Here is a 21,121-nt window from a genome sequence, read left to right as displayed (position 1 = left end):
AGGGGACGGACATCATGCCGGTAGCGATCATCACCGGGGCTTCGAAGGGGCTCGGCCGGGCACTGGCGCGGGCACTGGCCGCGCGGGGCTGGGATCTCGTACTGGACGCCAGGACCGCGTCCGTACTGAAGGAGAGCGCCGACGGGCTCGACGCACACGGCAGCAAGGTCGTCCCGCTCGCCGGGGACGTCACCGACGCCGCCCACCGCCGCGCCCTGGTGGCTGCGGCCGAGGAGCTCGGCGGGCTCGATCTGCTGGTGCACAACGCGAGCGCGCTGGGCGCCGAGCCGCTCGTACCGCTTCAGAAGCAGCCGCTGGACGGGTTCCGGGCGGCGCTTGAGACCAATGTGGTGGCGGCGCTGGGTCTCGTACAGGAGTCGCTGGAGCTGCTGCGGGCTTCGTCTGCGGGGGCGGTGATCGCGGTCAGTTCGGACGCGGCCGCCGAGGCGTATGAGACGTGGGGTGGTTACGGGGCGTCGAAGGCGGCGCTCGACCAGCTGGCGGCGGTGCTCGCGGTGGAGGAGCCGGGGCTGCGGGTGTGGGCGGTGGATCCGGGAGACATGGCGACCGATCTGTACCGGGCCGCCGTGCCCGGGGACGAGGACGGGCGGCCCGAGCCCGCGTCGGTGGTGCCCGGCTTCCTGCGGCTCCTCGACGAGCGCCCGGCCAGCGGGCGCTACACGGCCCCGGCTCTGGTGGCGGGGGAATGATGACGACCGACATCGCCGTCCAGGTGCCCGAGGAACTGCTGGCGTCCGTGCCCGCCGAGGTGCGCGGCTCGGGGCGGGACGACGTACGGCTGCTGGTGTCACGGGGCACCGAGGTCACGCACCACGCGTTCCGGGAGCTGGCCGGGCAGCTGCGGGCCGGGGACGTACTCGTGGTCAATACGTCGGCCACCATGCCGTCGGCCGTCGACGGCACGGCGGACGGTGAGCCGGTGGTGGTGCACTTCTCGACGCTGGGCCCGGACGGGCGCTGGGCGGTCGAGCTGCGCACGCCGGAGCCCTCGGGCAGCACCAGCCGGCGCACCGGTACGCGCGCGTGGACGGCGGTGGCGCTCCCGGGCGGGCACCGGCTCGTCCTGGAGGAGGCACTCAGCGCGGACGGGGACCGGCTGTGGTGGGCGCGGACGGACACCTCGGACGTGCCGGGGCTGCTGCGGCGCTACGGGCGCCCCATCCGGTACTCCTACACCGCGGGCGACCAGCCGCTCTCCGCCTATCAGACGGTCTTCGCACTGCCGACGGCGGACGGGGCGGGCTCGGCGGAGATGCCGAGCGCGGCGCGGCCCTTCACGGTGGAGCTGGTCGCGGAGCTGGTGCGGCGGGGTGTGCAGTTCGCGCCGATCACCCTGCATACGGGGGTGGCCTCGGCGGAGGCGCACGAGCCGCCCTATCCGGAGCGCTTCGAGGTCTCGGAGGCCACAGCGTGGCTGGTGAACGCGGCCAGGGCGGGCGGCGGGCGGATCGTGGCCGTGGGCACCACCGCCGTACGCGCCCTTGAGTCGGCGGCCGGGCCGGACGGGGTGGTGCGGGCGGCGTCGGGGTGGACGGATCTGGTTGTCACGCCCGGGCGCGGGGTACGCGTCGTGGACGGGCTGCTGACCGGGCTGCACGAGCCGGAGGCCTCGCATCTGCTGATGCTGGAGGCGATCGCGGGGCGGGCCGCGATCGGCGCCGCGTACACCGAGGCTCTGGCCGGGCTCTATCTCTGGCACGAGTTCGGCGACGTCCACCTCATACTTCCGGACGACAACCGTCACTCACCGAATTGCTCTTGCAACGGATGGTGAAACCGACACAAGACCGATGTGAGCCCGGGCATAGGACGCACATCACTTACGAAGCAGCGTAGTGGACGGATAAAGACGCTGTGAGCGGGGCGAGCGGGGGCGGGGAGCAGGTTTTCCCCGCCCCTGATCCACTATCCGGCTTCGTAGGTCACACCTTTGCCACGGGATTTTGCGGCCGCTAAGAATGGCTCCCGTCGCACAGCGCTGCGGCTCCACGCCGCGGCGCTTTCGTGTGCCGTCCCCGTCATTCGGAAGAGGTCCAACAGCCATGCCCGAGTCCAGCAACCCTGGTCACAGTCGTCTGAACAAGACGCACAAGATCTCGCTTGCCGGCGTCGCCGCCCTCGGTGCCGCCGCCCTCGCCTTCTCGGTCCTGCCGGGCAGCGGCGAGTCGGGCACCGCAGTGGCCGCCGAGCCGGCCTCCTTCTCCGTCACCGCCGCCGGTGCCAACGCGAAGAACGTCGCGGAGAGCATCACCAAGCAGCAGGTCACCGCCGTCAAGCTGGCCAAGGCGCAGGCCGAGGCCGACGTGAAGGCCAAGGCCGAGGCCGAGGCGAAGAAGCGCGAGGCGGACGCCGCCGCGAGCCGCGCCGCCGCCCGCAAGCCGGTCTACACGAACAACCTGGACGGCTGGATCCGTCAGTCCCTGGACATCATGAAGGACAAGGGCATCCCGGGTTCGTACAACGGTCTGTACCGCAACATCATGCGGGAGTCGACCGGCAACCCGAACGCCGTCAACGGCTGGGACATCAACGCCGTCAACGGCACCCCGTCGATCGGCCTGCTCCAGGTCATCCAGCCGACGTTCAACGCCTTCCACGTGCCCGGCACGTCGAGCAACATCTACGACCCGGTCGCCAACATCACCGCCGCGGCCAACTACGCGGCGAAGACTTACGGCTCGATCGACAACGTCAACGGCGCCTACTGATCGCTGACTGACGCAGACGGCAGACGGCAGACGGCGAGAGGGCGGCACCCCGGGTGGGGTGCCCCCCTCTCGCCGTATGGGTGCGGTGATTACTTCCGCATGACCTCCGGCTCATGGCGGCGCAGCAGGCGCGCGACCACGAAGCCGCAGATGATGCCGAGGACGATCAGCACGGTGATGTTGATCCCCCACTGGCTCGCCGAGTGCTTCCACAGCGGGTCCAGGTCGGTGGGGTGGTTCTGGTCCCACGGCGGCATCAGGTGCGCGAGGTCCAGGGTCGTACCCGCGCCCGCGATGGCCCAGCGCGACGGCATCAGCCAGGCGACCTGCTCCAGGCCGATCGAGCCGAAGACCTTGAAGAGGATGCCGGTGAACACGACCTGCACGATCGCGAACATGACGAGCAGCGGCATGGTCTTCTCGGCGGTCTTCACCAGCGAGGAGATGACCAGGCCGAACATCATCGAGGTGAAGCCGAGCGCGATGACCACCAGGCAGATCTCGACGGCCGGCGGCATGATCAGGCCCTCCTTGGGGAGGTCCCGGGTGGAGAAGCCGATGCCGCAGATGATGACGCCCTGGATGGCGGTGATCACGCCGAGCACGATGACCTTGGACATCAGGTACGCCGAGCGGGACAGACCGGTGGCCCGTTCCCGTTCGTAGATGACCCGTTCCTTGATCAGTTCTCGTACGGAGTTGGCCGCGCCGGAGAAGCACATGCCGACCGCGAGGATCAGCATGATCGTGCCGGCGTCGCTGTTGAACCTGAAGGGCGGGGTCGGCGCGCCGAGGCCGAACTTCGCGGGGATGACCACGCTGACCGCGCCGAGGACGGCGGGCAGGATGACCATCAGGCCCATGAAGCCCTTGTCGGAGGCGATGACCGACGAGTACCGCCGCATCAGCGTCCACAGCTGGGAGCCCCAGCCCTGCGGCTTGGGCGGGCGGATCTGGTTCGGCGACGGCATCTGCACCGACTGGGCGGCGACGGCGTCGATGTCCGCGGCGTACATCTGGTAGTGCTGCGAGCCCTTCCAGCGGCCCGCCCAGTCGTAGTCGCGGTAGTTCTCGAAGGCGGAGAAGACATCGGCCCAGGTGCCGTAGCCGAAGAAGTTGAGCGCTTCCTCGGGCGGACCGAAGTACGCGACCGAGCCGCCCGGCGCCATCACCAGGAGCTTGTCGCAGATCGCCAGCTCCGCCACCGAGTGGGTGACGACGAGGACCGTGCGGCCGTCGTCGGCGAGCCCGCGCAGCAGCTGCATGACGTCGCGGTCCATGCCCGGGTCGAGGCCGGAGGTCGGCTCGTCCAGGAAGATCAGCGACGGCTTGGTCAGCAGCTCCAAGGCGACCGAGACGCGCTTGCGCTGGCCACCGGAGAGGGAGGTGACCTTCTTCTCCTTGTGGATGTCCAGCTTGAGCTCGCCCAGGACCTCGTCGATCCGCTGGTTGCGCTCGGCCTCGCTGGTGTCGGCGGGGAAGCGCAGCTTGGCCGCGTACTTCAGCGCCTTCTTGACGGTCAGCTCCTTGTGCAGGATGTCGTCCTGCGGGACCAGACCGATGCGCTGGCGCAGCTCGGCGAACTGCTTGTACAGGTTCCGGTTGTCGTAGAGGACGTCGCCCTGGTTGGCGGGCCGGTAGCCGGTGAGCGCCTTGAGCAGGGTGGACTTGCCGGAGCCGGAGGGGCCGATGACCGCGATGAGCGACTTCTCGGGGACGCCGAAGGAGACGTCCTTGAGGATGTCCTTGCCGCCGTCGACCGTCACCGTGAGGTGGCGGGCGGAGAAGGAGACGTCACCGGTGTCGACGAACTCCTCAAGGCGGTCGCCGACGATACGGAACGTCGAGTGGCCGACGCCGACGATGTCGTTGGGGCCGAGCACCGCGGTGCCGCCCTTGGCGACCGGCATACCGTTGACGTACGTGCCGTTGTGGGACCCGAGGTCGCGGATCTCCATCCGGCCGTCGGGGGTGGCGTGGAACTCGGCGTGGTGGCGCGAGACCTGGAGGTCGGAGACCACCAGCTCGTTCTCCAGCGCACGGCCGATGCGCATCACCCGGCCGAGCGCCATCTGGTGGAACGTGGTGGGGCTGCGGTCGCCGTAGACCGGCGGCGCGCCCGCGCCCTGGCCGGGGCCCTGCTGCTGCGGGACGTGCGGCGGCTGCGGGGCCGGGGCCTGCTGCTGCCAGGCCTGCTGCGGAACCTGCTGGGGTGCCTGCTGCTGAGCCGCCTGCTGGGGCTGCTGAGGCGCCCAGCCCTGGCCGCCGTGCTGGGGCTGCTGCTGCGGCGGAGCCTGCTGCGGCGCCTGCTGGGCCGCGGCGGCGGGCTGCGCGTACGCGCCGGCACCGGCGGGCGCGGCGGCCGCGGCCGCCGCTGCACCGGTGAGATTCAGCCGCGGGCCGTCCGTAGCGTTGCCCAGGTGCACCGAGGAGCCGGGCCCGATCTCCATCTGATGGATCCGCTGGCCCTGCACATAGGTGCCGTTGGTGCTGCCGTGGTCCTCGATGACCCAACTCCGGCCGCCCCAGCTGATCGTGGCGTGCCGCCACGAGACCCTGGCGTCGTCGACGACCAGGTCGCCCTGCGGATCACGTCCGAGGGTGTACGACCGGGACGCGTCGAGCGTCCAGGTCCTGCCATTCAATTCCAGTACGAGTTCCGGCACTCCATGCCCCACTTGTTGTCCCCCGAGCAATCCCCCGATACGAGGAGTCTAGGGATGGCGAACATCGGGGGGAACTATTTCAGGCCCAGGCTCGTATCCGAAACCCGGCCCTTGTGAATTACGTGCACAGACGTGTAGCAGTACCGCAACAGCCGTGCCCGAACGCGCCGTTGACTTGGGAGAAACGCCCCCGGACAGTAGGAACCACCCATGACTGCGTACGGATCATGCGCGAATGGGGCAAGTTGGAGCAAATCCCGGGGGGCCTGATGAGCATGGGCGACAGGGGCGCGAAGAGGGATTCCGGAGCGCTCGCCGCCCCCGGTGCGAAAGAGGCCCGTGGGACTTCCGGGCGCTTGCCCTGGGGCGATGTGCTGCTCGCGTCGGTCGCCTCGGTCAGCTGGGCGCTGGTCGGCATGGCGGGCGTGGCGGCCCTCGGGCTGCATCTGCTGGGCGCGGACGCGGCGGGGGCGTTGGGTCCGATGACCGCCGCCGTGGTGGTGCTCGGCGCGGGCGGTTCGGTCACCCCGTCCGGGGACGTCTCGGCGTTCGGGCTGACCGGCGCCGAGGCACGCACGGCCGTCGACATCACGCCACTGGGGGTCTCGCTCGCGGGCGCGCTGCTGCTCGCCTTCTTCTTCCTGCGCTCGTTGCGGGCGGCGGGCGCACCGCTGCCCGGAGCCGAACTGGCCGCGCGGGTCGGCGGGGTGACGGTGCTGTTCGTCGGGGTGGTGGCCGGGCTCGCCTGGGCCGGGCACGACCTCATCACCTTCGACGGCGGCGCGCTCGGGCTCGACAAGGCGAAGGTGCCGGGGACCGGCGGGGTGTCCATCCCCGGGCTCGGCGACCTCGGGGACATCGGCGGGCTGCTGCCGGGCCGACTCGGCAAGCTCGCCGACGCCAAGGCGCAGGTCGGGTTCACCGTGAACACCGCGCACTCGCTGGCGGGAGCGGTGCTCTGGGTGCTCGGCGTGGTGCTGATCGCGCTCCTCGCCTCCCGGCGCACCCCGCTGCCGCGCGGCTGGGAGTGGGCGCACCGGACCGTACGGCCGGCCGCGTCCGCGCTGGCCGCGGTGCTCCTGGTGGCGGTGCTCGCGGGCCTCGCGGCGGCCGCGTACGCCCTCATCGGCGACGACCACCCCAAGCGGATCGCGGGCGCCGCGCTGCTCGGCGCGCCGAACGGGGTGTGGCTGGCGATCCCCCTCGGCCTGCTCGTCCCCTGGAGCGGACACGCGAGCGGCGCCCTGCTGAAGGTGCTGCCCGACCCGCTCAACAAACTGCTCGGCGTCAAGGCCGACCAGCGGGTGAGCCTGAGCCGCCTGGCCGAACTGGACGGCCGCGTCTATCTGCTGGCGGTCGCGCTGGGCGTGATGATGCTGTACGCGGGGGTGCTCGCGGCATCGCGTACGCCGGTGCGGGGACTCTCGGCGGGGGCGTTCGCAGGACGGTGTGCGCTGGCGCTCGCCGCGGTGACGGCGCTCGCGCTGCCGCTGCTCGTGTGGCTGACGGGTGTCTCGGCCGACGCCTCGCTGTCCGTGCTCGGCTTCGACGCGTTCGGCGCGGACATCGCGCTGCACGGGAGCGCGGGGCTCGCCGTGGTGCTGGGCGCGGCGTGGGGCGCGGCCGCGGGCGGGGCCGGGGCGCTGCTCGCGTACACGGTGGGGGCGGCGGGGCGACGGGTGGCCGGGCTCGCCGCCGAGCCGGTCCCGGCCGCCGCGGGACCGAGTGCGGACGAGGTGTACCGGCGGCCCGGCCCCTACACCCCGTCGCCGGTGTACCGGCCCTCGCACGACGAGACCAATCCGTATCTGCGCGCGCCCGAGCAGGGGGTGCACGGGCAGCCGACGGTGGCGGGACCGCTGACTCCCCCGCCGCAGCGCGCCCGGCCCCGGCAGCGTCCGCCGAAGCCGCAGGAGAAACCACCGCCTCCCGCACCACCGCCGGGGGCGGGGAGGCAGGGGTGACCACCCGGCGGCCGGGCCCGCCGAGGGGCTCGGAGCCGCGCTGGGCGACCGTGAGGTCACCTCGAAGTGACCACCAGGTAGCGGTCCGCTGTCGATTCGCCGCCGGGCGGTGACACGCTGTCCGGTGGGCGGGACAGGCCGTCGGGGGCGCGCGCCGGGCCTATACGGTGGGATCACCATGAGCGCATCACAGCCCCCTCGCCCCGCTGGTCAGAACCCTGACGCGCCCCTCGGTGCGGCAGGCGCGGACACCCCCGCCCCCTCGGCCGGCGCCGACGTCCCCACCCTCCTCGTCAAGATCTTCGGCAAGGACCGGCCCGGGATCACCGCCGGGCTCTTCGACACGCTCGCCGCCTACTCCGTCGACGTCGTCGACATCGAGCAGGTCGTCACCCGTGGCCGTATCACCCTGTGCGCGCTCGTCACCGAGCCGACCGTGAGCACGGCGGGCGAGCTGCGGGCCACCGTGCACAGCTGGGCGGATTCGCTGAAGCTCCAGGCCGAGATCATCTCCGGCATCGGCGACAACCGGCCGCGCGGCAGCGGGCGTTCGCACGTCACCGTGCTCGGGCACCCGCTCACCGCCGAGTCCACGGCGGCCATAGCGGCCCGGATCACCGCCACCGGCGGCAACATCGACCGTATCTTCCGGCTCGCCAAGTACCCCGTCACGGCGGTCGAGTTCGCCGTCTCCGGCGCCGAGACCGGGCCCCTGCGCACCGCGCTCGCCGTCGAGGCCGCGGCCCTCGGCGTCGATGTGGCCGTCGTCTCGGCCGGACTGCACCGCCGCGCCCAGCGGCTCGTCGTGATGGACGTGGACTCCACGCTCATCCAGGACGAGGTCATCGAGCTCTTCGCCGCGCACGCCGGCTGCGAGGACAAGGTCGCCGAGGTCACCGCCCAGGCGATGCGCGGCGAGCTCGACTTCGAGCAGTCGCTGCACGCGCGTGTGGCGCTGCTCGCCGGGCTCGACGCCTCCGTCGTGGACAAGGTCCGCGCCGAGGTGCGGCTCACTCCGGGCGCGCGCACCCTGATCCGTACGCTCAAGCGGCTCGGCTACCAAGTGGGCGTCGTCTCGGGCGGGTTCACCCAGGTCACCGATGATCTGCGCGAACGGCTCGGCCTCGACTTCGCCTCCGCCAACACCCTGGAGATCGTCGACGGCAAGCTCACCGGACGCGTCACCGGCGCGGTCGTCGACCGGGCCGGGAAGGCCCGGCTGCTGCGCGAGTTCGCGGCCGAGGCGGGCGTACCGCTCGACCAGACGGTGGCGATCGGCGACGGCGCCAACGATCTCGACATGCTCAACGCGGCCGGTCTCGGTGTCGCGTTCAACGCCAAGCCGGTGGTCCGCCGGGCCGCCCACACCGCCGTGAACGTGCCGTTCCTGGACGCCGTCCTCTATCTCCTCGGGATCACCCGCGAGGAGGTCGAGACCGCCGACGGGCTCGTTGACGAGCCCCACTGACGCGCGCACGGCAGAAGGCCCCGGCAGCGTGCGCGCCAGGGCCTTCTGTCGTACCGCGTGACACGGGCGCGACCTGAGGGCCTGTCTTTGGACCCCCGCCTGCTCTCAGTCGTGCGGCGCCCAGAAGTCCGTCAGGGTGCCGACGCCGTGCTCGACCGACTTCCACGAGCCGGTGAACGCGACGACCGCGTAGGCGGCGGTCGGGAAGCCGCTCCGGTTCATCCTCGGCAGCACATCGCCCTGGGAGCCGCCCGCCAGCGCGTCCGCGAGCGCGTGCATCCCGGGGTTGTGGCCGACCAGAAGCAGGTCGTTCACATCGTCCGGGGTCTCGTTGAGGAGGGCGAGCAGCTCGCCGAGCGAGGCCTCGTACAGCCGCTCCTCGTACACGGTCCGGGGGCGGTGCGGCAGTTCGTGCACGGCCAGTTTCCAGGTCTCGCGGGTCCGGACCGCGGTCGAACAGAGAGTCAGATCGAATTCGATCTCGGTGTCCGCGAGCCGGCGCCCGGCCACGGTGGCGTCCGTACGGCCGCGGTCGGCGAGCGGCCGGTCGTGGTCGGACACCTGGGGCCAGTCGGCTTTGGCGTGCCGGAGGAGGACGATCCTGCGGGGTGTGTCGACGCTCATGCCCCCCAGCTTCGCATGAATCACGCCATCGGGCGCAGGGTGTCGGGGAGCTCTCCCGCCCGGGTTGACAAGGGCGTTCAGCGGGACAGGGTGTGCTGGATGCGGTCCACGAGGTGGCTGAGAGCGGGGGCGCCGGAGTCGGCGTCGGCCTCGTGCGAGCCCGTGATGAGCACGAGCAGGACGACGAACGCGACCGTCGGCAGCGCCACCGCCCACCACGGCAGCCTGAAGTCGGCGTCGGCGGTGGCCGGGTGGGTGGACCGGTTGTTCGTGGCCGGCATGGCCGCCTCCGTAAATCCGAAAAGGTGACGTACGTCGGGTCGCTGACGTACGTCGAACCTACGGATCACGGCATCGTCCGCCCATCCGGTGACCCACCCACTTACCCCGGGGCTTTCCCCCCTAGGGGTCAGGGGGGCCAGCACCACCATCGGCCGCGTCGCCCCAGGTCAGAAGGGCGGCGAAGGGCGTGACGGGGCTGCTCGGGAGGGGTGGGGCAACCAGGGGGGCGGGGGTCAGGGTGAGGCGAGGGTGGCGATGACGGCGATGACCGCCGTGATCGCCAGCATCGCGCCGAGCACGATGAGCAGCTTCTTCTGACCGTTCTGGGGATTCGGTTCGAGCACAGGCATGCGCTCAGTCTCGCATTCCCGCTTCGTCCTCCACCGTCCGGTCCCGGCCTGCCAGCGACCCGACCACGATCTGCGGCACCATCAGGCCCGCCATCAGCGCGATCGGCAGGCCCCAGCCGCCGGTCCGGTCGTAGAGGGCGCCGACGAGGGTGGGGCCGGGGATCGAGATGAGGTAGCCGGTGGACTGCGCGAAGGCGGAGAGGCGGACCACGCCCGTACCGGTCCGCGAGCGCATGCCGATCATCGTGAGGGCCAGCGGGAAGGCGCAGTTGGAGATGCCGAGCAGCAGCGCCCAGGCCCAGGCGCCGGCGGCCGGGGCGAAGTAGAGGCCCGCGTAACCGGCGAGTCCGCAGGCGCCGAGGACGGCGACGATCGGGCCCTGGTTCCGCATCCGGGTGGCGACGCGCGGGATGACGAACGCCAGCGGCACACCCATCACCATCGTCACCGCCAGCAGGACGCCCGCGGTCCCGGCCGACACCCCGGCGTCCCGGAAGATCTGCGGCATCCAGCCCATCGTGATGTACGCGGCGGTGGCCTGGAGGCCGAAGAAGCAGGCGAGCGCCCAGGCGGTACGGCTGCGGGTGATCTTGAAGGCGGGCTCCTCCTCGGCCTGCGCCCGCGCGGCCGTCTGCCGGTCCTGGCGCCCCGACCGGTCGCGTACGAGCAGCAGCCACGGCAGTACGGCGACGACGGCGAGCAGCGCCCACACGCTCAGGCCGGTACGCCAACTGCCGCCCAGGACATCGGTCATGGGCACGGTCGCGGCGGCGGCGAGCGCGGTGCCGAGGGCGAGAGCCATCGAGTACAGGCCGGTCATCTGGCCGACCCGGTCCGGGAAATACCGCTTGACGATCACCGGCATCAGGACGTTGCTGACCGCGATGCCCATCAGGGCGAGCGCGCTGGCGGCGAGGAAGCCGGGGGTGCCGCCCGCGAACGGGCGGAGCAGCAGACCGGCGGCTATCGCGACCATGCCCGCGCAGACGACCACGGCGGGGCCGAAGCGGCGGGCCAGGCGCGGCGCCATGATGCCGAAGACGGCGAAGCAGAGCGGCGGCACGGAGGTGAGGACACCGGCGACGCTGCCGTTCATGTGCAGCCCGTCGCGCACCTCCTCGAAGAGCGCGCCGAGGCTGGTGATGGCCGGGCGGAGGTTGATCGCGGCGAGCACGAGGCCGACGAGCACGAGCCGCGTGGTCCACGCCGCCCGGCCGTCCGTACGCGCGCCGAGGCCATCCGTACGCGTGCCCGTGCCGTCCGGGTTCGCGCCCGTGGGGGCTTCAATGGAGGCGTCGGTCATGGTGCCCGGCGCGGGGCTCAGGGTGCGGGTCTCGTCGTCGGCCATGACGCCATCATAGAATCATGGGATGATTGGTTGTCCAATCGCTTGGGACGGCCACCGAACACAAGGAGCGGCATGACGCTGAGCTCTCCGCGGCGCTCTCCCCTCGCCGACCAGGTGATCGCGCAGCTGCGCAACCAGATCACCTCGGGCGAGTGGCCGGTGGGATCGCGCATCCCCACCGAGCCCGAGCTGGTCGAACAGCTGGGGGTCGCGCGCAACACGGTCCGCGAGGCGGTCCGCGCGCTCGCGCACAACGGGCTGCTCGACATCCGGCAGGGCTCCGGCACGTATGTCGTCGCGACCAGCGAGCTGGCGGGCGTGATGCACCGGCGGTTCGCCACCGCCGACCCCCGCCATGTGGCCGAGCTGCGCTCCACCCTGGAGTCGTCGGCGGCCCGGCTGGCCGCCGAGCGGCGCACCCCGCGCGATCTGGCCCAGCTGGACGCGGCGCTCGCGCGGCGCGAGGAGGCCTGGGCGTCGGGCGACGCGGAGGCGTTCGTCGCCGCCGACGCCACCCTGCACCTGGCGATCGTGGCGGCCTCGCACAACGACGTACTGACCGAGCTGTACGCCGACCTCGGCGACCTCCTGCGCGACTGGCTGCGCGACGACGTCGGCCGGGAGCTGCGGCCGGAGAACCACATGGACCACGCGCGCCTGGTCGAGGCGATCCGGGCGGGCGACGCGGACACGGCGGCGACGGAGGCGGCGGGCCACGCGTTCTTCTGCCTGAACCAGCGCCTCTAGGGCGCGTTTCCTCAGTCCTCCGCGAGCTCGGGCTCCTCGATCACGACGGGGGCCCGCCGGGGCCGGGGCGTCAGGGTGCCGGTCGCCTTGGGATTGTGCTTCTCGTGGGTGACCCACACGGCTCGTACCTCTTTCCAGCAGCGGTCCGTGAGCCGCACGGTCTGCGCCGGGGCGACCGCGACCGGCGCCGCGTCCGCCGCGATGTCCCACCAGCGCACGCACTGGGTGTGCAGTCGCACCCGGTCGGTGTCGGGATACGGGTTGTGGCAGTACGCGATGACGTGCGAGCCCAGGACCGAGGTGCGGCAGTCGGCCCCGAAGGGCTCGGGCGGCGCCGCCTGCGCGGGCTCGTCGGGGGCGGTGGCGGCCCGTACGACCGTCGGAAGTGCGAAAGAGGCCGGGATCGCGGCAAGGAGCGCCACGACGGCGACGGCTCGGCGCTGCGCTGTCCGCAAGGGCCGCACTGCCCACCTCCTCCCCGACCGGATGCCCGACATGTCCGCTTCGATCAGTCTGCGGGGAAGTAGCCGGACACGCACGACGGCCGCCCTCCGTCCGCATACAGCGGAGGAGGACGGCCGTCGTCAGCGCGTCGGAGGATCAGGCACCGATCATGTGCACGCCGCCGTCGACGTGGACGATCTCGCCCGTCGTCTTCGGGAACCAGTCCGAGAGCAGGGCCACGATGGCGCGGCCGGTCGGCTCGGGGTCGGCCATGTTCCAGTCCAGCGGGGAGCGCGTGTCCCACACCGCCGCCAGGTCCGAGAAGCCCGGGATGGACTTCGCGGCCATGGAGCCGATCGGGCCCGCCGAGACCAGGTTGCAGCGGATGCCCTCCTTGCCCAGGTCACGGGCGAGGTAGCGCGAGGTCGCCTCCAGGGCGGCCTTGGCCGGGCCCATCCAGTCGTACTGCGGCCAGGCGAACTGCGCGTCGAAGGTCAGACCGACGACCGCGCCGCCGGAGCTCATCAGCGGGCGGCAGGCCATGACCAGCGACTTCAGCGAGAACGCCGAGACGTGCATCGCGGTCGCGACCGACTCGAAGGGGGTGTTCAGGAAGTTGCCGCCGAGGGCGTCCTGCGGGGCGAAGCCAATGGAGTGGACGACGCCGTCGAGGCTGCCGAGCTCCTCCTTGACCAGGCCCGCGAGCCGGTCCAGGTGCTCCTGGTTGGTCACGTCGAGCTCGATGACCTTGGCGGGCTTGGGGAGCTTCTTGGCGATGCGCTCGGTCAGGGTGGGGCGCGGGAACGCGGTCAGGATGACCTCGGCGCCCTGCTCCTGAGCCAGCTTGGCGGCGTGGAAGGCGATGGACGACTCCATCAGCACACCCGTGATCAGGATGCGCTTGCCGTCGAGAATTCCGCTCATGTGATCAGTGACCCATGCCCAATCCGCCGTCAACCGGGATGACGGCACCAGTGATGTACGAGGCGTCGTCCGAGGCGAGGAAGCGGACCGCGGCGGCGATCTCCTCGGGCTGCGCGTAGCGGCCCAGCGGCACCCCGGAGATGATCGAGGTGCGCTGCTCGTCGGTGAGCACCTTGGTCATGTCGGTGTCGACGAAACCGGGTGCGACGACGTTGAAAGTGATGTTGCGGGAGCCCAGCTCGCGCGCGAGGGAGCGGGCGAACCCGACGAGACCGGCCTTGGAGGCCGCGTAGTTGGCCTGGCCGGGCGAGCCCATCAGACCGACGACGGACGAGATCAGGACGACACGGCCCTTCTTGGCGCGCAGCATGCCGCGGTTGGCGCGCTTGACGACCCGGAAGGTGCCGGTGAGGTTGGTGTCGAGGACGGACGTGAAGTCCTCCTCGGACATGCGCATGAGGAGCTGGTCCTTGGTGACGCCGGCGTTGGCGACGAGCACCTCGACGGGCCCGTGGGCCTCCTCGATCTGCTTGTAGGCCTGCTCCACCTGCTCGGCGTCGGTGATGTCGCACTTGACGGCCAGGCAGCCGAGCTCGGCGAGGGCCGCCGGCGGCTCGCCGGTGCGGTACGTGATCGCGACCTTGTCGCCGGATTCGGCGAAAGCGCGGGCGATGGCGAGGCCGATGCCCCGGTTTCCTCCGGTGACGAGAACCGAGCGGCTCAACGGATCACCCTTTCGATAGCGGTTTCGTACTTCCGCAAACTATCGGTACCTGCACGTGTACGGGGAATCGACCTGTGACAGTGGCGTGGAAGATGCGCTGTGGGGTCCCTACAGAAAGACGTAGGCAGACGGCCCGCGAACGCGACATGATCGGGGCGACCGGTCTCACACGACAGGAGACATCCGTGCCTCATTCCCTCGACGCGGCCTTCACGGCGCTGCCGCTGCGCGCCCTCGCCGACGCCGCGCTCGCGCGGGCCCGTGCGCTCGGCGCCGACCACGCCGACTTCCGTCTGGAGCGGGTGCGCAGCGCGGCCTGGCGGCTGCGCGACGCGAAACCGTCCGGGTCGTCCGACACCACGGACCTCGGTTACGCGGTCCGGGTGGTGCACGGCGGCGCCTGGGGGTTCGCCTCCGGTGTCGATCTCACCATGGACGCCGCCGCCAAGGTCGCCTCGCAGGCCGTCGCGATGGCGAAGCTGTCGGCGCAGGTGATCGCGGCCGCCGGGTCGAAGGAGCGCGTGGAGCTGGCGGACGAGCCGGTGCACTCCGAGAAGACCTGGATCTCCGCGTACGAGATCGACCCCTTCTCCGTACCGGACGAGGAGAAGAGCGCGCTGCTCGCCGACTGGAGCGAGCGGCTGCTGCGGGCGGACGGGGTGGCGCATGTGGACGCCTCGCTGCTCACCGTCCACGAGAACAAGTTCTACGCGGACACCGCGGGCACCGTCACCACCCAGCAGCGCGTCCGGCTGCACCCGCAGCTCACGGCGGTCGCGGTGGACGGCAAGACGGGCGAGTTCGACTCGATGCGGACGATCGCTCCGCCGGTCGGGCGCGGCTGGGAGTACCTGACCGGCACCGGCTGGGACTGGGACGCCGAGCTGGAGGAGGTCCCCGCGCTGCTGGCCGAGAAGATGCGGGCGCCGAGCGTCGAGGCGGGCACGTACGACCTGGTCGTGGACCCGTCGAACCTGTGGCTGACCATCCACGAGTCGATCGGCCACGCCACCGAGCTGGACCGCGCTCTCGGCTACGAGGCGGCGTACGCGGGCACCTCGTTCGCCACCTTCGACCAGCTGGGCAAGCTGGCGTACGGCTCCTCGATCATGAACGTCACCGGCGACCGCACCGCCGAGCACGGCCTCGCGACCATCGGGTACGACGACGAGGGGGTGGCGGCGCAGAGCTGGGACCTGGTGAAGGACGGCACGCTCGTCGGCTACCAACTCGACCGCCGCATCGCCAAGTTGACCGGCCTCGGCCGCTCCAACGGCTGCGCCTTCGCGGACTCCCCCGGGCATGTCCCCGTCCAGCGCATGGCCAACGTCTCGCTCCAGCCGGACCCGGGCGGGCTCTCGACGGAGGATCTGATCGGGGGCGTGGAGCGCGGCATCTATGTGGTCGGCGACCGGTCGTGGTCGATCGATATGCAGCGCTACAACTTCCAGTTCACCGGCCAGCGGTTCTTCCGTATCGAAAACGGCCGACTGGCAGGGCAGTTGCGCGATGTCGCCTATCAGGCGACCACCACCGACTTCTGGGGCTCGATGGAGAAGGTCGGCGGCCCGCAGACGTACGTCCTGGGCGGCGCCTTCAACTGCGGCAAGGCCCAGCCGGGCCAGGTGGCAGCGGTCTCCCACGGCTGCCCGTCGGCCCTGTTCCGGGGCGTCAACATTCTGAACACCACGCAGGAGGCCGGGCGATGAGCTCTCGTACGACCGTCAAGCCGCACGAGATCGTCGAGCGGGCGCTCTCGCTGTCCACCGCCGACGGGTGCGTCGTCATCGCCGATGAGCACTCCTCCGCCAATCTGCGCTGGGCCGGAAACGCGCTGACCACCAACGGCGTGACGCGCGGGCGCACCCTCACCGTGATCGCGACCGTCGACGGGGCCGAGGGCACGGCGTCCGGGGTGGTGTCGCGGTCCGCCGTCACCGCCGACGACCTGGAGCCGCTGGTACGGGCCGCGGAGGCGGCGGCGCGCGGGGCCGGGCCCGCCGAGGACGCCCAGCCGCTGATCGACGGGGTGCCGGTGGCCGCCGACTTCACCGAGGCACCCGCCGAGACGTCCTCGGCGGTCTTCGCCGCGTTCGCCCCGGCCCTCGGCGAGGCCTTCGCCCGCGCCCGCTCGGGCGGCCGCGAGCTGTACGGCTTCGCGCACCACGAGATGACCACGTCCTACCTGGGGACGTCGACGGGCCTGCGGCTGCGCCACGACCAGCCGACCGGCACGCTCGAAGTCAACGCCAAGTCGCCGGACCGCACCCGCTCCGCCTGGGCCGGGCGTTCCACACGGGACTTCAAGGACGTCGACCCGGGCGCGCTCGACGAGGAGCTGGCAGTCCGGCTCGGCTGGGCCGAGCGGCGGATCGATCTGCCCGCCGGGCGGTACGAGACGCTGCTGCCGCCCACCGCCGTCGCCGACCTGCTGATCTACCAGCTGTGGTCGTCCAACGCGCGCGACGCCGCCGAGGGCCGCACCGTCTTCTCCAAGCCCGGCGGCGGCACCCGGCTCGGCGAGACGCTGGCCCCGCTGCCGCTGACCCTGCGCAGCGACCCGAACGAGCCGGGCCTGGAGTCCGCGCCGTTCCAGCTGGCGCACGCCTCCGGCGACGACGCCTCCGTCTTCGACAACGGTCTGCCGCTGGCCCCCACCGACTGGATCCGGGACGGGAAGCTGGAGCGGCTGATCACCACCCGGCACAGCGCGGGGCTTACCCGGTTGCCCGTCACGCCCTCGATCGGCAACCTGGTCCTGGACGGCGGTGGCGAGCGCTCGCTGGACGAGATGGTCGCCGCCACCGAGCGCGGTCTGCTGCTGACCTGCCTCTGGTACATCCGCGAGGTGGACCCGGCGACGCTGCTGCTGACCGGGCTCACCCGGGACGGCGTCTACCTGGTCGAGAACGGCGAGGTGGTCGGCGCGGTCAACAACTTCCGGTTCAACGAGTCGCCGGTGGACCTGCTGTCGCGGGCCACCGAGGCCGGGCGGACCGAGAAGACGCTGCCGAGGGAGTGGAGTGACTGGTTCACCCGGACCGCGATGCCCGCCCTGCGGGTACCGGACTTCAATATGAGCTCGGTCAGCCAGGGCGTGTGACCCCCATACACTGGCTGTTGCACATCAATACACCAGACCTAGGAGACGTACGACCGTGACGGACATCGTCGATGAGCTGCAGTGGCGCGGGCTGATCGCCCTCTCCACTGACGAGGACGCACTGCGCAAGGCGTTCGCGGACGGTCCCGTCACGTTCTATTGCGGCTTCGACCCGACCGCGCCCAGCCTGCACCTGGGCAACCTGGTCCAGATCCTCACCATGCGCCGGATCCAGCAGGCGGGCCACCGTCCGCTGGGTCTGGTCGGCGGTGCCACGGGTCTGATCGGCGACCCCAAGCCGAACTCGGAGCGCACGCTGAACGCGCCCGAGGTCGTCGCGGGCTGGGTCGAGCGGCTGCGCGGGCAGATCGAGCGGTTCCTCGACTTCGAGGGCCCGCACGCCGCGACCATGGTCAACAACCTGGACTGGACGTCGGGCCTGTCGGCCATCGAGTTCCTGCGCGATGTCGGCCAGCACTTCCGGGTCAACAAGATGATCGCCAAGGAGGCGGTCGCGCGGCGGCTCAACTCCGACGTGGGCATCAGCTACACCGAGTTCAGCTACCAGATCCTCCAGGGCATGGACTTCCTGGAGCTGTACCGGCGCCATGGCTGTGTCCTGCAGACCGGCGGCAGCGACCAGTGGGGCAACCTCACCGCGGGCACCGACCTGATCCACCGGGTCGAGCCCGAGGCCGAGGTGCACGCGCTGGCCACCCCGCTGATCACCAAGGCGGACGGCACCAAGTTCGGCAAGACGGAGTCCGGCACGGTCTGGCTGGACCCGGAGCGCACCACGCCGTACGCGTTCTACCAGTTCTGGCTGAACGCGGACGACCGTGATGTCTCCAAGTTCCTGCGGATCTTCAGCTTCAAGTCCCGTACGGAGATCGAGGAGTTGGAGCAGCTCACCGAGGAGCGTCCGCAGGCGCGTGCCGCACAGCGCGCGCTCGCCGAGGAGCTGACCACGCTGGTGCACGGCGCCGACCAGTGCGCGGCCGTCATCGCCGCGTCCAAGGCGCTGTTCGGCCAGGGCGATCTCGCGGAGCTCGACGAGCCGACGCTGGCCGCGGCGCTCAGCGAGCTGCCGCACGCCAAGGTGGCCGAGCTCGGTCCGGTCGTCGACCTCTTCGCCGAGGTCGAGCTGGTGGCGAGCAAGTCGGCGGCCCGGCGCACCGTGAAGGAGGGCGGCGCCTACGTGAACAACGCGAAGGTGACGTCCGAGGACGCGGTGGTCACGGCCGACGATCTGCTGCACGGCCGGTGGCTGGTGCTGCGCCGCGGCAAGAAGAACCTGGCCGCGATCGAGGTCACCGGCGTCTGACCCGCGCCTTCGACACGTACGGCGGGGGCGGACCCGTTACGGGCCGCCCCCTTCGGCGTACCGTCAGGCCTGCTGTTCGTCAGGCCTGCTGTTTGTTGCCTCTCAGCGCCATGTACACCATGTCGCCGAGGAAGACGATCACGACCGCCGCCGCGATCTGGAGGCCGTGCCGGCCCCAGTCGATGCCCTTGGTCTCGGCGATGCCGATCGCCCGGGCGACCGAGTTGCCGACCACACCGCCGATCATGCCGAAGATGGTCGTCAGCCAGAGCGGACTGTGCTGCTTGCCGGGCAGGATCGCCTTCGCGATGATGCCGAGCACGAAACCCACGATGATCGCCCACAACCAGCCCATGGCTGCCTCCTCGTTCCGCCCGTCAGGAGCGCTGCGCTGAGCACCGCGTCGGGCCTTCCGCTCGACATGAGCGGTCGCAGCCAGTGTTGACCCATCCGCCATACGGCGCATGTCGGACTCGTCCGTACGCAGTACGCACCGGATCATTCGCACACGTCGGACCTGCCCCGGTCTCGAACCCGACGCACCCCGGGCGTACGGTGAGAGCAGTCCGGGCCGGGGAGAGTCCGGTGTGGAGTCGGGTGGTGGAGCGTGTCGCGGAAGCGGAGCGGGGCCGAGGTCTTCCGGATCACCGGGGCCCGGCAGGGACTCGCCGAGGATGTGCGGGGGCGCCAGCGGCGCTATGTGATCTCGATGTCGATCCGTACGGTGTCGGTCGTCCTGACCGCCGTCCTGTGGAACATCGAGCGCCCTGTCGCAATCGTGACCCTGGTGTTGGGAGCCCTGCTCCCCTATGTGGCTGTCGTGATCGCCAACGCCGGCCGGGAGAACGTGCCTTCACTGCCCTCGACCTACATTCCGGCGCCGTCGCGACCCATGCTCGGGGCCGCTCCGCAGGGCGGTCCGGCGCGGCCTTCGGGGGCCGCCGGGACCCCTGACCACGAACAGTGGTCACGCGAGCAGACCTGATCCGTCACAGTCTGCAAAGCTCAAGAAAAGCTCAGATCAATCATGAAGTTCCGGTGCACCACACCGGGTCCCCCATGACATACTGCGTAGGCGCTCCGCATCCCCCGTCGGAGCGACGGACCGACGCCGGGCAGCTCCCCCCGTGGCTGCTCGGCGTCGCCATGTCACCCCTCGTCGATGGCGCAGAATGTATCCGTGAGTGACGAGATCGCCGACGAGACGCCCATCTGTTCCGCCAAGGGCTGCCGCACCGAGGCCGTTTGGGTGCTGGCATGGAACAACCCGAAGCTTCACACGCCGGAGCGCCGCAAGACGTGGCTCGCGTGCGACGAACACCGCGAGCACCTCTCCCAGTTCCTCGGGATGCGCGGTTTCCTCAAGGACGTGGTGCCGCTCGCCGAGTGGGAATCAGCCGCCGATCGCTGACATCGGGCGGTCGGGCTGGAGGAACGCCGGGTCGTCCAGACCGGATCCGGCCTTCTTCCCCCACATCGCCAGCTTCCACAGCCGGGCGATCTCCTCGTCCGGCGCGCCCGAGCGCAGCGCGCCCCGCAGGTCGGATTCCTCGCGCGCGAACAGACAGGTGCGGACCTGGCCGTCGGCGGTGAGCCGGGTGCGGTCGCAGGCGGCGCAGAACGGGCGGGTCACCGAGGCGATGACGCCGACCCGGTGCGGCCCGCCGTCCACCACCCAGCGCTCGGCGGGCGCGGAGCCCCGCTCGTCGTCGCCCTCGGGAGTGAGCGTGAACCGCGTACGGAGCGAGGTGAGTATGTCACCCGCCGTGATCATGCCGTCGCGCTTCCAGCCGTGCTGGGCGTCCAGCGGCATCTGCTCGATGAACCTCAGCTCGTAGTCGTTCTCCACCGCCCAGGCCAGCAGGTCGGGGGCCTCGTCGTCGTTGAGCCCGGGCATCAGGACCGCGTTGACCTTGACCGGGGTGAGCCCGGCCTCGCGGGCGGCCGCCATGCCTTCGATGACGTCCTTGTGGCGGTCGCGGCGGGTGAGCGTCTTGAAGACGTCGGGGCGCAGGGTGTCCAGGGAGACGTTGACCCGGTCCAGACCGGCCGATTTCAGTGCGGCCGCCGTGCGCTTCAGGCCGATGCCGTTGGTGGTGATCGACATCCGGGGGCGCGGCTCCAGAGCCGCGCAGCGCTCCACGATGCCGACGACGCCGGGCCGCAGCAGCGGCTCCCCGCCGGTGAAGCGGACCTCGGTGATCCCGAGATCGGTGACGGCGATCCGGATCAGGCGGACGATCTCGTCGTCGGTGAGCAGATCCGGCTTGGAGAGCCACTGCAGGCCCTCTTCCGGCATGCAGTAGGTGCAGCGCAGATTGCAGCGGTCCGTCAGCGAAACGCGCAGGTCAGTGGCGACCCGGCCGTACGTGTCGATGAGCACTGTGGGCCCCCTCCCCCGGTGTCCGGATGATGTATACCGCC

At 71.1% G+C, this 21,121-nt stretch carries 20 protein-coding genes and 1 pseudogene; 11 read left to right on the top strand and 10 right to left on the bottom strand.

The features are described 5' to 3' along the window. The first annotated feature begins 14 nt into the window (after positions 1-14). The 3 genes from ACT1U9_RS24760 (at position 15) to ACT1U9_RS24750 (ending at position 2,729) form a co-directional block, all read left to right on the top strand. Positions 15-710, top strand: a complete 696-nt coding sequence (locus tag ACT1U9_RS24760; protein ID WP_444534857.1) for an SDR family NAD(P)-dependent oxidoreductase — start codon at positions 15-17, stop codon at positions 708-710. Further along, positions 707-1,795 carry an S-adenosylmethionine:tRNA ribosyltransferase-isomerase gene (locus ACT1U9_RS24755; RefSeq protein WP_444534856.1) on the top strand — a complete coding sequence of 363 codons (1,089 nt, stop codon included), beginning with the start codon at positions 707-709 and terminating at the stop codon, positions 1,793-1,795. The genes ACT1U9_RS24760 and ACT1U9_RS24755 overlap by 4 nt, the downstream gene beginning before the upstream one ends. 268 nt (positions 1,796-2,063) lie before the next feature. After that, on the top strand, positions 2,064-2,729 hold the full coding sequence (locus tag ACT1U9_RS24750) for a transglycosylase SLT domain-containing protein (RefSeq protein ID WP_444534855.1): 666 nt from the start codon (positions 2,064-2,066) through the stop codon (positions 2,727-2,729). 89 nt (positions 2,730-2,818) lie between these two features. Here ACT1U9_RS24750 and ACT1U9_RS24745 read toward each other — a convergent pair whose 3' ends face one another. Then, positions 2,819-5,407, bottom strand: coding sequence for an FHA domain-containing protein (locus tag ACT1U9_RS24745; RefSeq protein ID WP_444534854.1), 2,589 nt, complete (start codon positions 5,405-5,407; stop codon positions 2,819-2,821). A 344-nt stretch (positions 5,408-5,751) separates the two neighbouring features. Between ACT1U9_RS24745 and ACT1U9_RS24740 the strand changes: the two genes are divergently transcribed. After that, positions 5,752-7,359, top strand: a complete 1,608-nt coding sequence (locus tag ACT1U9_RS24740; RefSeq protein WP_444534853.1) for a streptophobe family protein — start codon at positions 5,752-5,754, stop codon at positions 7,357-7,359. A gap of 178 nt (positions 7,360-7,537) precedes the next feature. Further along, the gene (gene serB, locus ACT1U9_RS24735; protein ID WP_444534852.1) at positions 7,538-8,827 is read left to right on the top strand and encodes a phosphoserine phosphatase SerB; all 1,290 of its coding nucleotides are present in this window, start codon (positions 7,538-7,540) and stop codon (positions 8,825-8,827) included. A gap of 105 nt (positions 8,828-8,932) precedes the next feature. Here the strand turns inward: serB and ACT1U9_RS24730 are convergent, their stop codons facing one another. The 4 genes from ACT1U9_RS24730 to ACT1U9_RS24715 all read right to left on the bottom strand — a co-directional run bounded on the left by ACT1U9_RS24730 (position 8,933) and on the right by ACT1U9_RS24715 (position 11,431). Beyond that, positions 8,933-9,451, bottom strand: a complete 519-nt coding sequence (locus ACT1U9_RS24730; protein WP_444534851.1) for a SixA phosphatase family protein — start codon at positions 9,449-9,451, stop codon at positions 8,933-8,935. Between the two features lie 77 nt (positions 9,452-9,528). After that, entirely contained in the window at positions 9,529-9,732 is a 204-nt protein-coding gene (locus tag ACT1U9_RS24725) for a hypothetical protein (protein WP_444534850.1), read from the bottom strand. 234 nt (positions 9,733-9,966) lie between these two features. After that, the gene (locus ACT1U9_RS24720) at positions 9,967-10,083 is read right to left on the bottom strand and encodes an SGM_5486 family transporter-associated protein (protein ID WP_262928591.1); all 117 of its coding nucleotides are present in this window, start codon (positions 10,081-10,083) and stop codon (positions 9,967-9,969) included. 4 nt (positions 10,084-10,087) lie between these two features. Continuing rightward, positions 10,088-11,431, bottom strand: coding sequence for a CynX/NimT family MFS transporter (locus tag ACT1U9_RS24715; protein ID WP_444534849.1), 1,344 nt, complete (start codon positions 11,429-11,431; stop codon positions 10,088-10,090). A gap of 72 nt (positions 11,432-11,503) precedes the next feature. On the opposite strand from ACT1U9_RS24715, the gene ACT1U9_RS24710 reads away from it, so the two are divergent. Then, a complete protein-coding gene (locus ACT1U9_RS24710; RefSeq protein ID WP_444534848.1) occupies positions 11,504-12,178 on the top strand; it encodes a FadR/GntR family transcriptional regulator in 675 nt (224 codons plus the stop codon). A 104-nt stretch (positions 12,179-12,282) separates the two neighbouring features. Here ACT1U9_RS24710 and ACT1U9_RS24705 read toward each other — a convergent pair. The 3 genes and pseudogenes from ACT1U9_RS24705 to fabG all read right to left on the bottom strand — a co-directional run. Then, a pseudogene (locus ACT1U9_RS24705) lies at positions 12,283-12,633 on the bottom strand (hypothetical protein); the annotation flags it as partial. 145 nt (positions 12,634-12,778) lie between these two features. Then, positions 12,779-13,546, bottom strand: coding sequence for an enoyl-ACP reductase FabI (fabI, locus tag ACT1U9_RS24700; RefSeq protein WP_188274557.1), 768 nt, complete (start codon positions 13,544-13,546; stop codon positions 12,779-12,781). A gap of 4 nt (positions 13,547-13,550) precedes the next feature. Beyond that, positions 13,551-14,270 (bottom strand): 3-oxoacyl-[acyl-carrier-protein] reductase, encoded by a 720-nt coding sequence (gene fabG, locus ACT1U9_RS24695; protein ID WP_361431630.1) that lies wholly within the window; start codon positions 14,268-14,270, stop codon positions 13,551-13,553. Positions 14,271-14,455: 185 nt separating this feature from the next. On the opposite strand from fabG, the gene ACT1U9_RS24690 reads away from it, so the two are divergent. The 3 genes from ACT1U9_RS24690 to tyrS are packed head-to-tail and all read left to right on the top strand — an operon-like array spanning position 14,456 to position 18,697. Continuing rightward, positions 14,456-15,979: a TldD/PmbA family protein gene (locus tag ACT1U9_RS24690; protein WP_444534847.1), complete on the top strand. Its 1,524-nt coding sequence runs from the start codon at positions 14,456-14,458 to the stop codon at positions 15,977-15,979. Continuing rightward, positions 15,976-17,373, top strand: coding sequence for a metallopeptidase TldD-related protein (locus ACT1U9_RS24685; protein ID WP_444534846.1), 1,398 nt, complete (start codon positions 15,976-15,978; stop codon positions 17,371-17,373). The genes ACT1U9_RS24690 and ACT1U9_RS24685 overlap by 4 nt, the downstream gene beginning before the upstream one ends. A 55-nt stretch (positions 17,374-17,428) precedes the next feature. After that, entirely contained in the window at positions 17,429-18,697 is a 1,269-nt protein-coding gene (tyrS, locus tag ACT1U9_RS24680; protein ID WP_444534845.1) for a tyrosine--tRNA ligase, read from the top strand. A gap of 79 nt (positions 18,698-18,776) precedes the next feature. Here tyrS and ACT1U9_RS24675 read toward each other — a convergent pair whose 3' ends face one another. Further along, on the bottom strand, positions 18,777-19,052 hold the full coding sequence (locus tag ACT1U9_RS24675; RefSeq protein WP_444534844.1) for a GlsB/YeaQ/YmgE family stress response membrane protein: 276 nt from the start codon (positions 19,050-19,052) through the stop codon (positions 18,777-18,779). 252 nt (positions 19,053-19,304) lie between these two features. Here ACT1U9_RS24675 and ACT1U9_RS24670 point away from each other — a divergent pair, with 252 nt between their 5' ends. Then, complete coding sequence (locus ACT1U9_RS24670) at positions 19,305-19,682, top strand: DUF3099 domain-containing protein (RefSeq protein ID WP_444534843.1); 378 nt, start codon at positions 19,305-19,307, stop codon at positions 19,680-19,682. 177 nt (positions 19,683-19,859) lie between these two features. Beyond that, entirely contained in the window at positions 19,860-20,108 is a 249-nt protein-coding gene (locus tag ACT1U9_RS24665) for a hypothetical protein (protein ID WP_444534842.1), read from the top strand. Here the strand turns inward: ACT1U9_RS24665 and moaA are convergent. Then, positions 20,091-21,080 (bottom strand): GTP 3',8-cyclase MoaA, encoded by a 990-nt coding sequence (gene moaA, locus ACT1U9_RS24660; RefSeq protein WP_444534841.1) that lies wholly within the window; start codon positions 21,078-21,080, stop codon positions 20,091-20,093. The genes ACT1U9_RS24665 and moaA overlap by 18 nt on opposite strands. Between the last annotated feature and the right edge of the window lie 41 nt (positions 21,081-21,121).

It is taken from the genome of Streptomyces sp. BR1 (assembly GCF_052373795.1).
In the GTDB taxonomy this organism is placed as follows: Bacteria; Actinomycetota; Actinomycetes; order Streptomycetales; family Streptomycetaceae; genus Streptomyces.
Note: the sequence above shows the minus strand (reverse complement) of the source record. Positions and strands in the feature narration are given on the sequence as shown.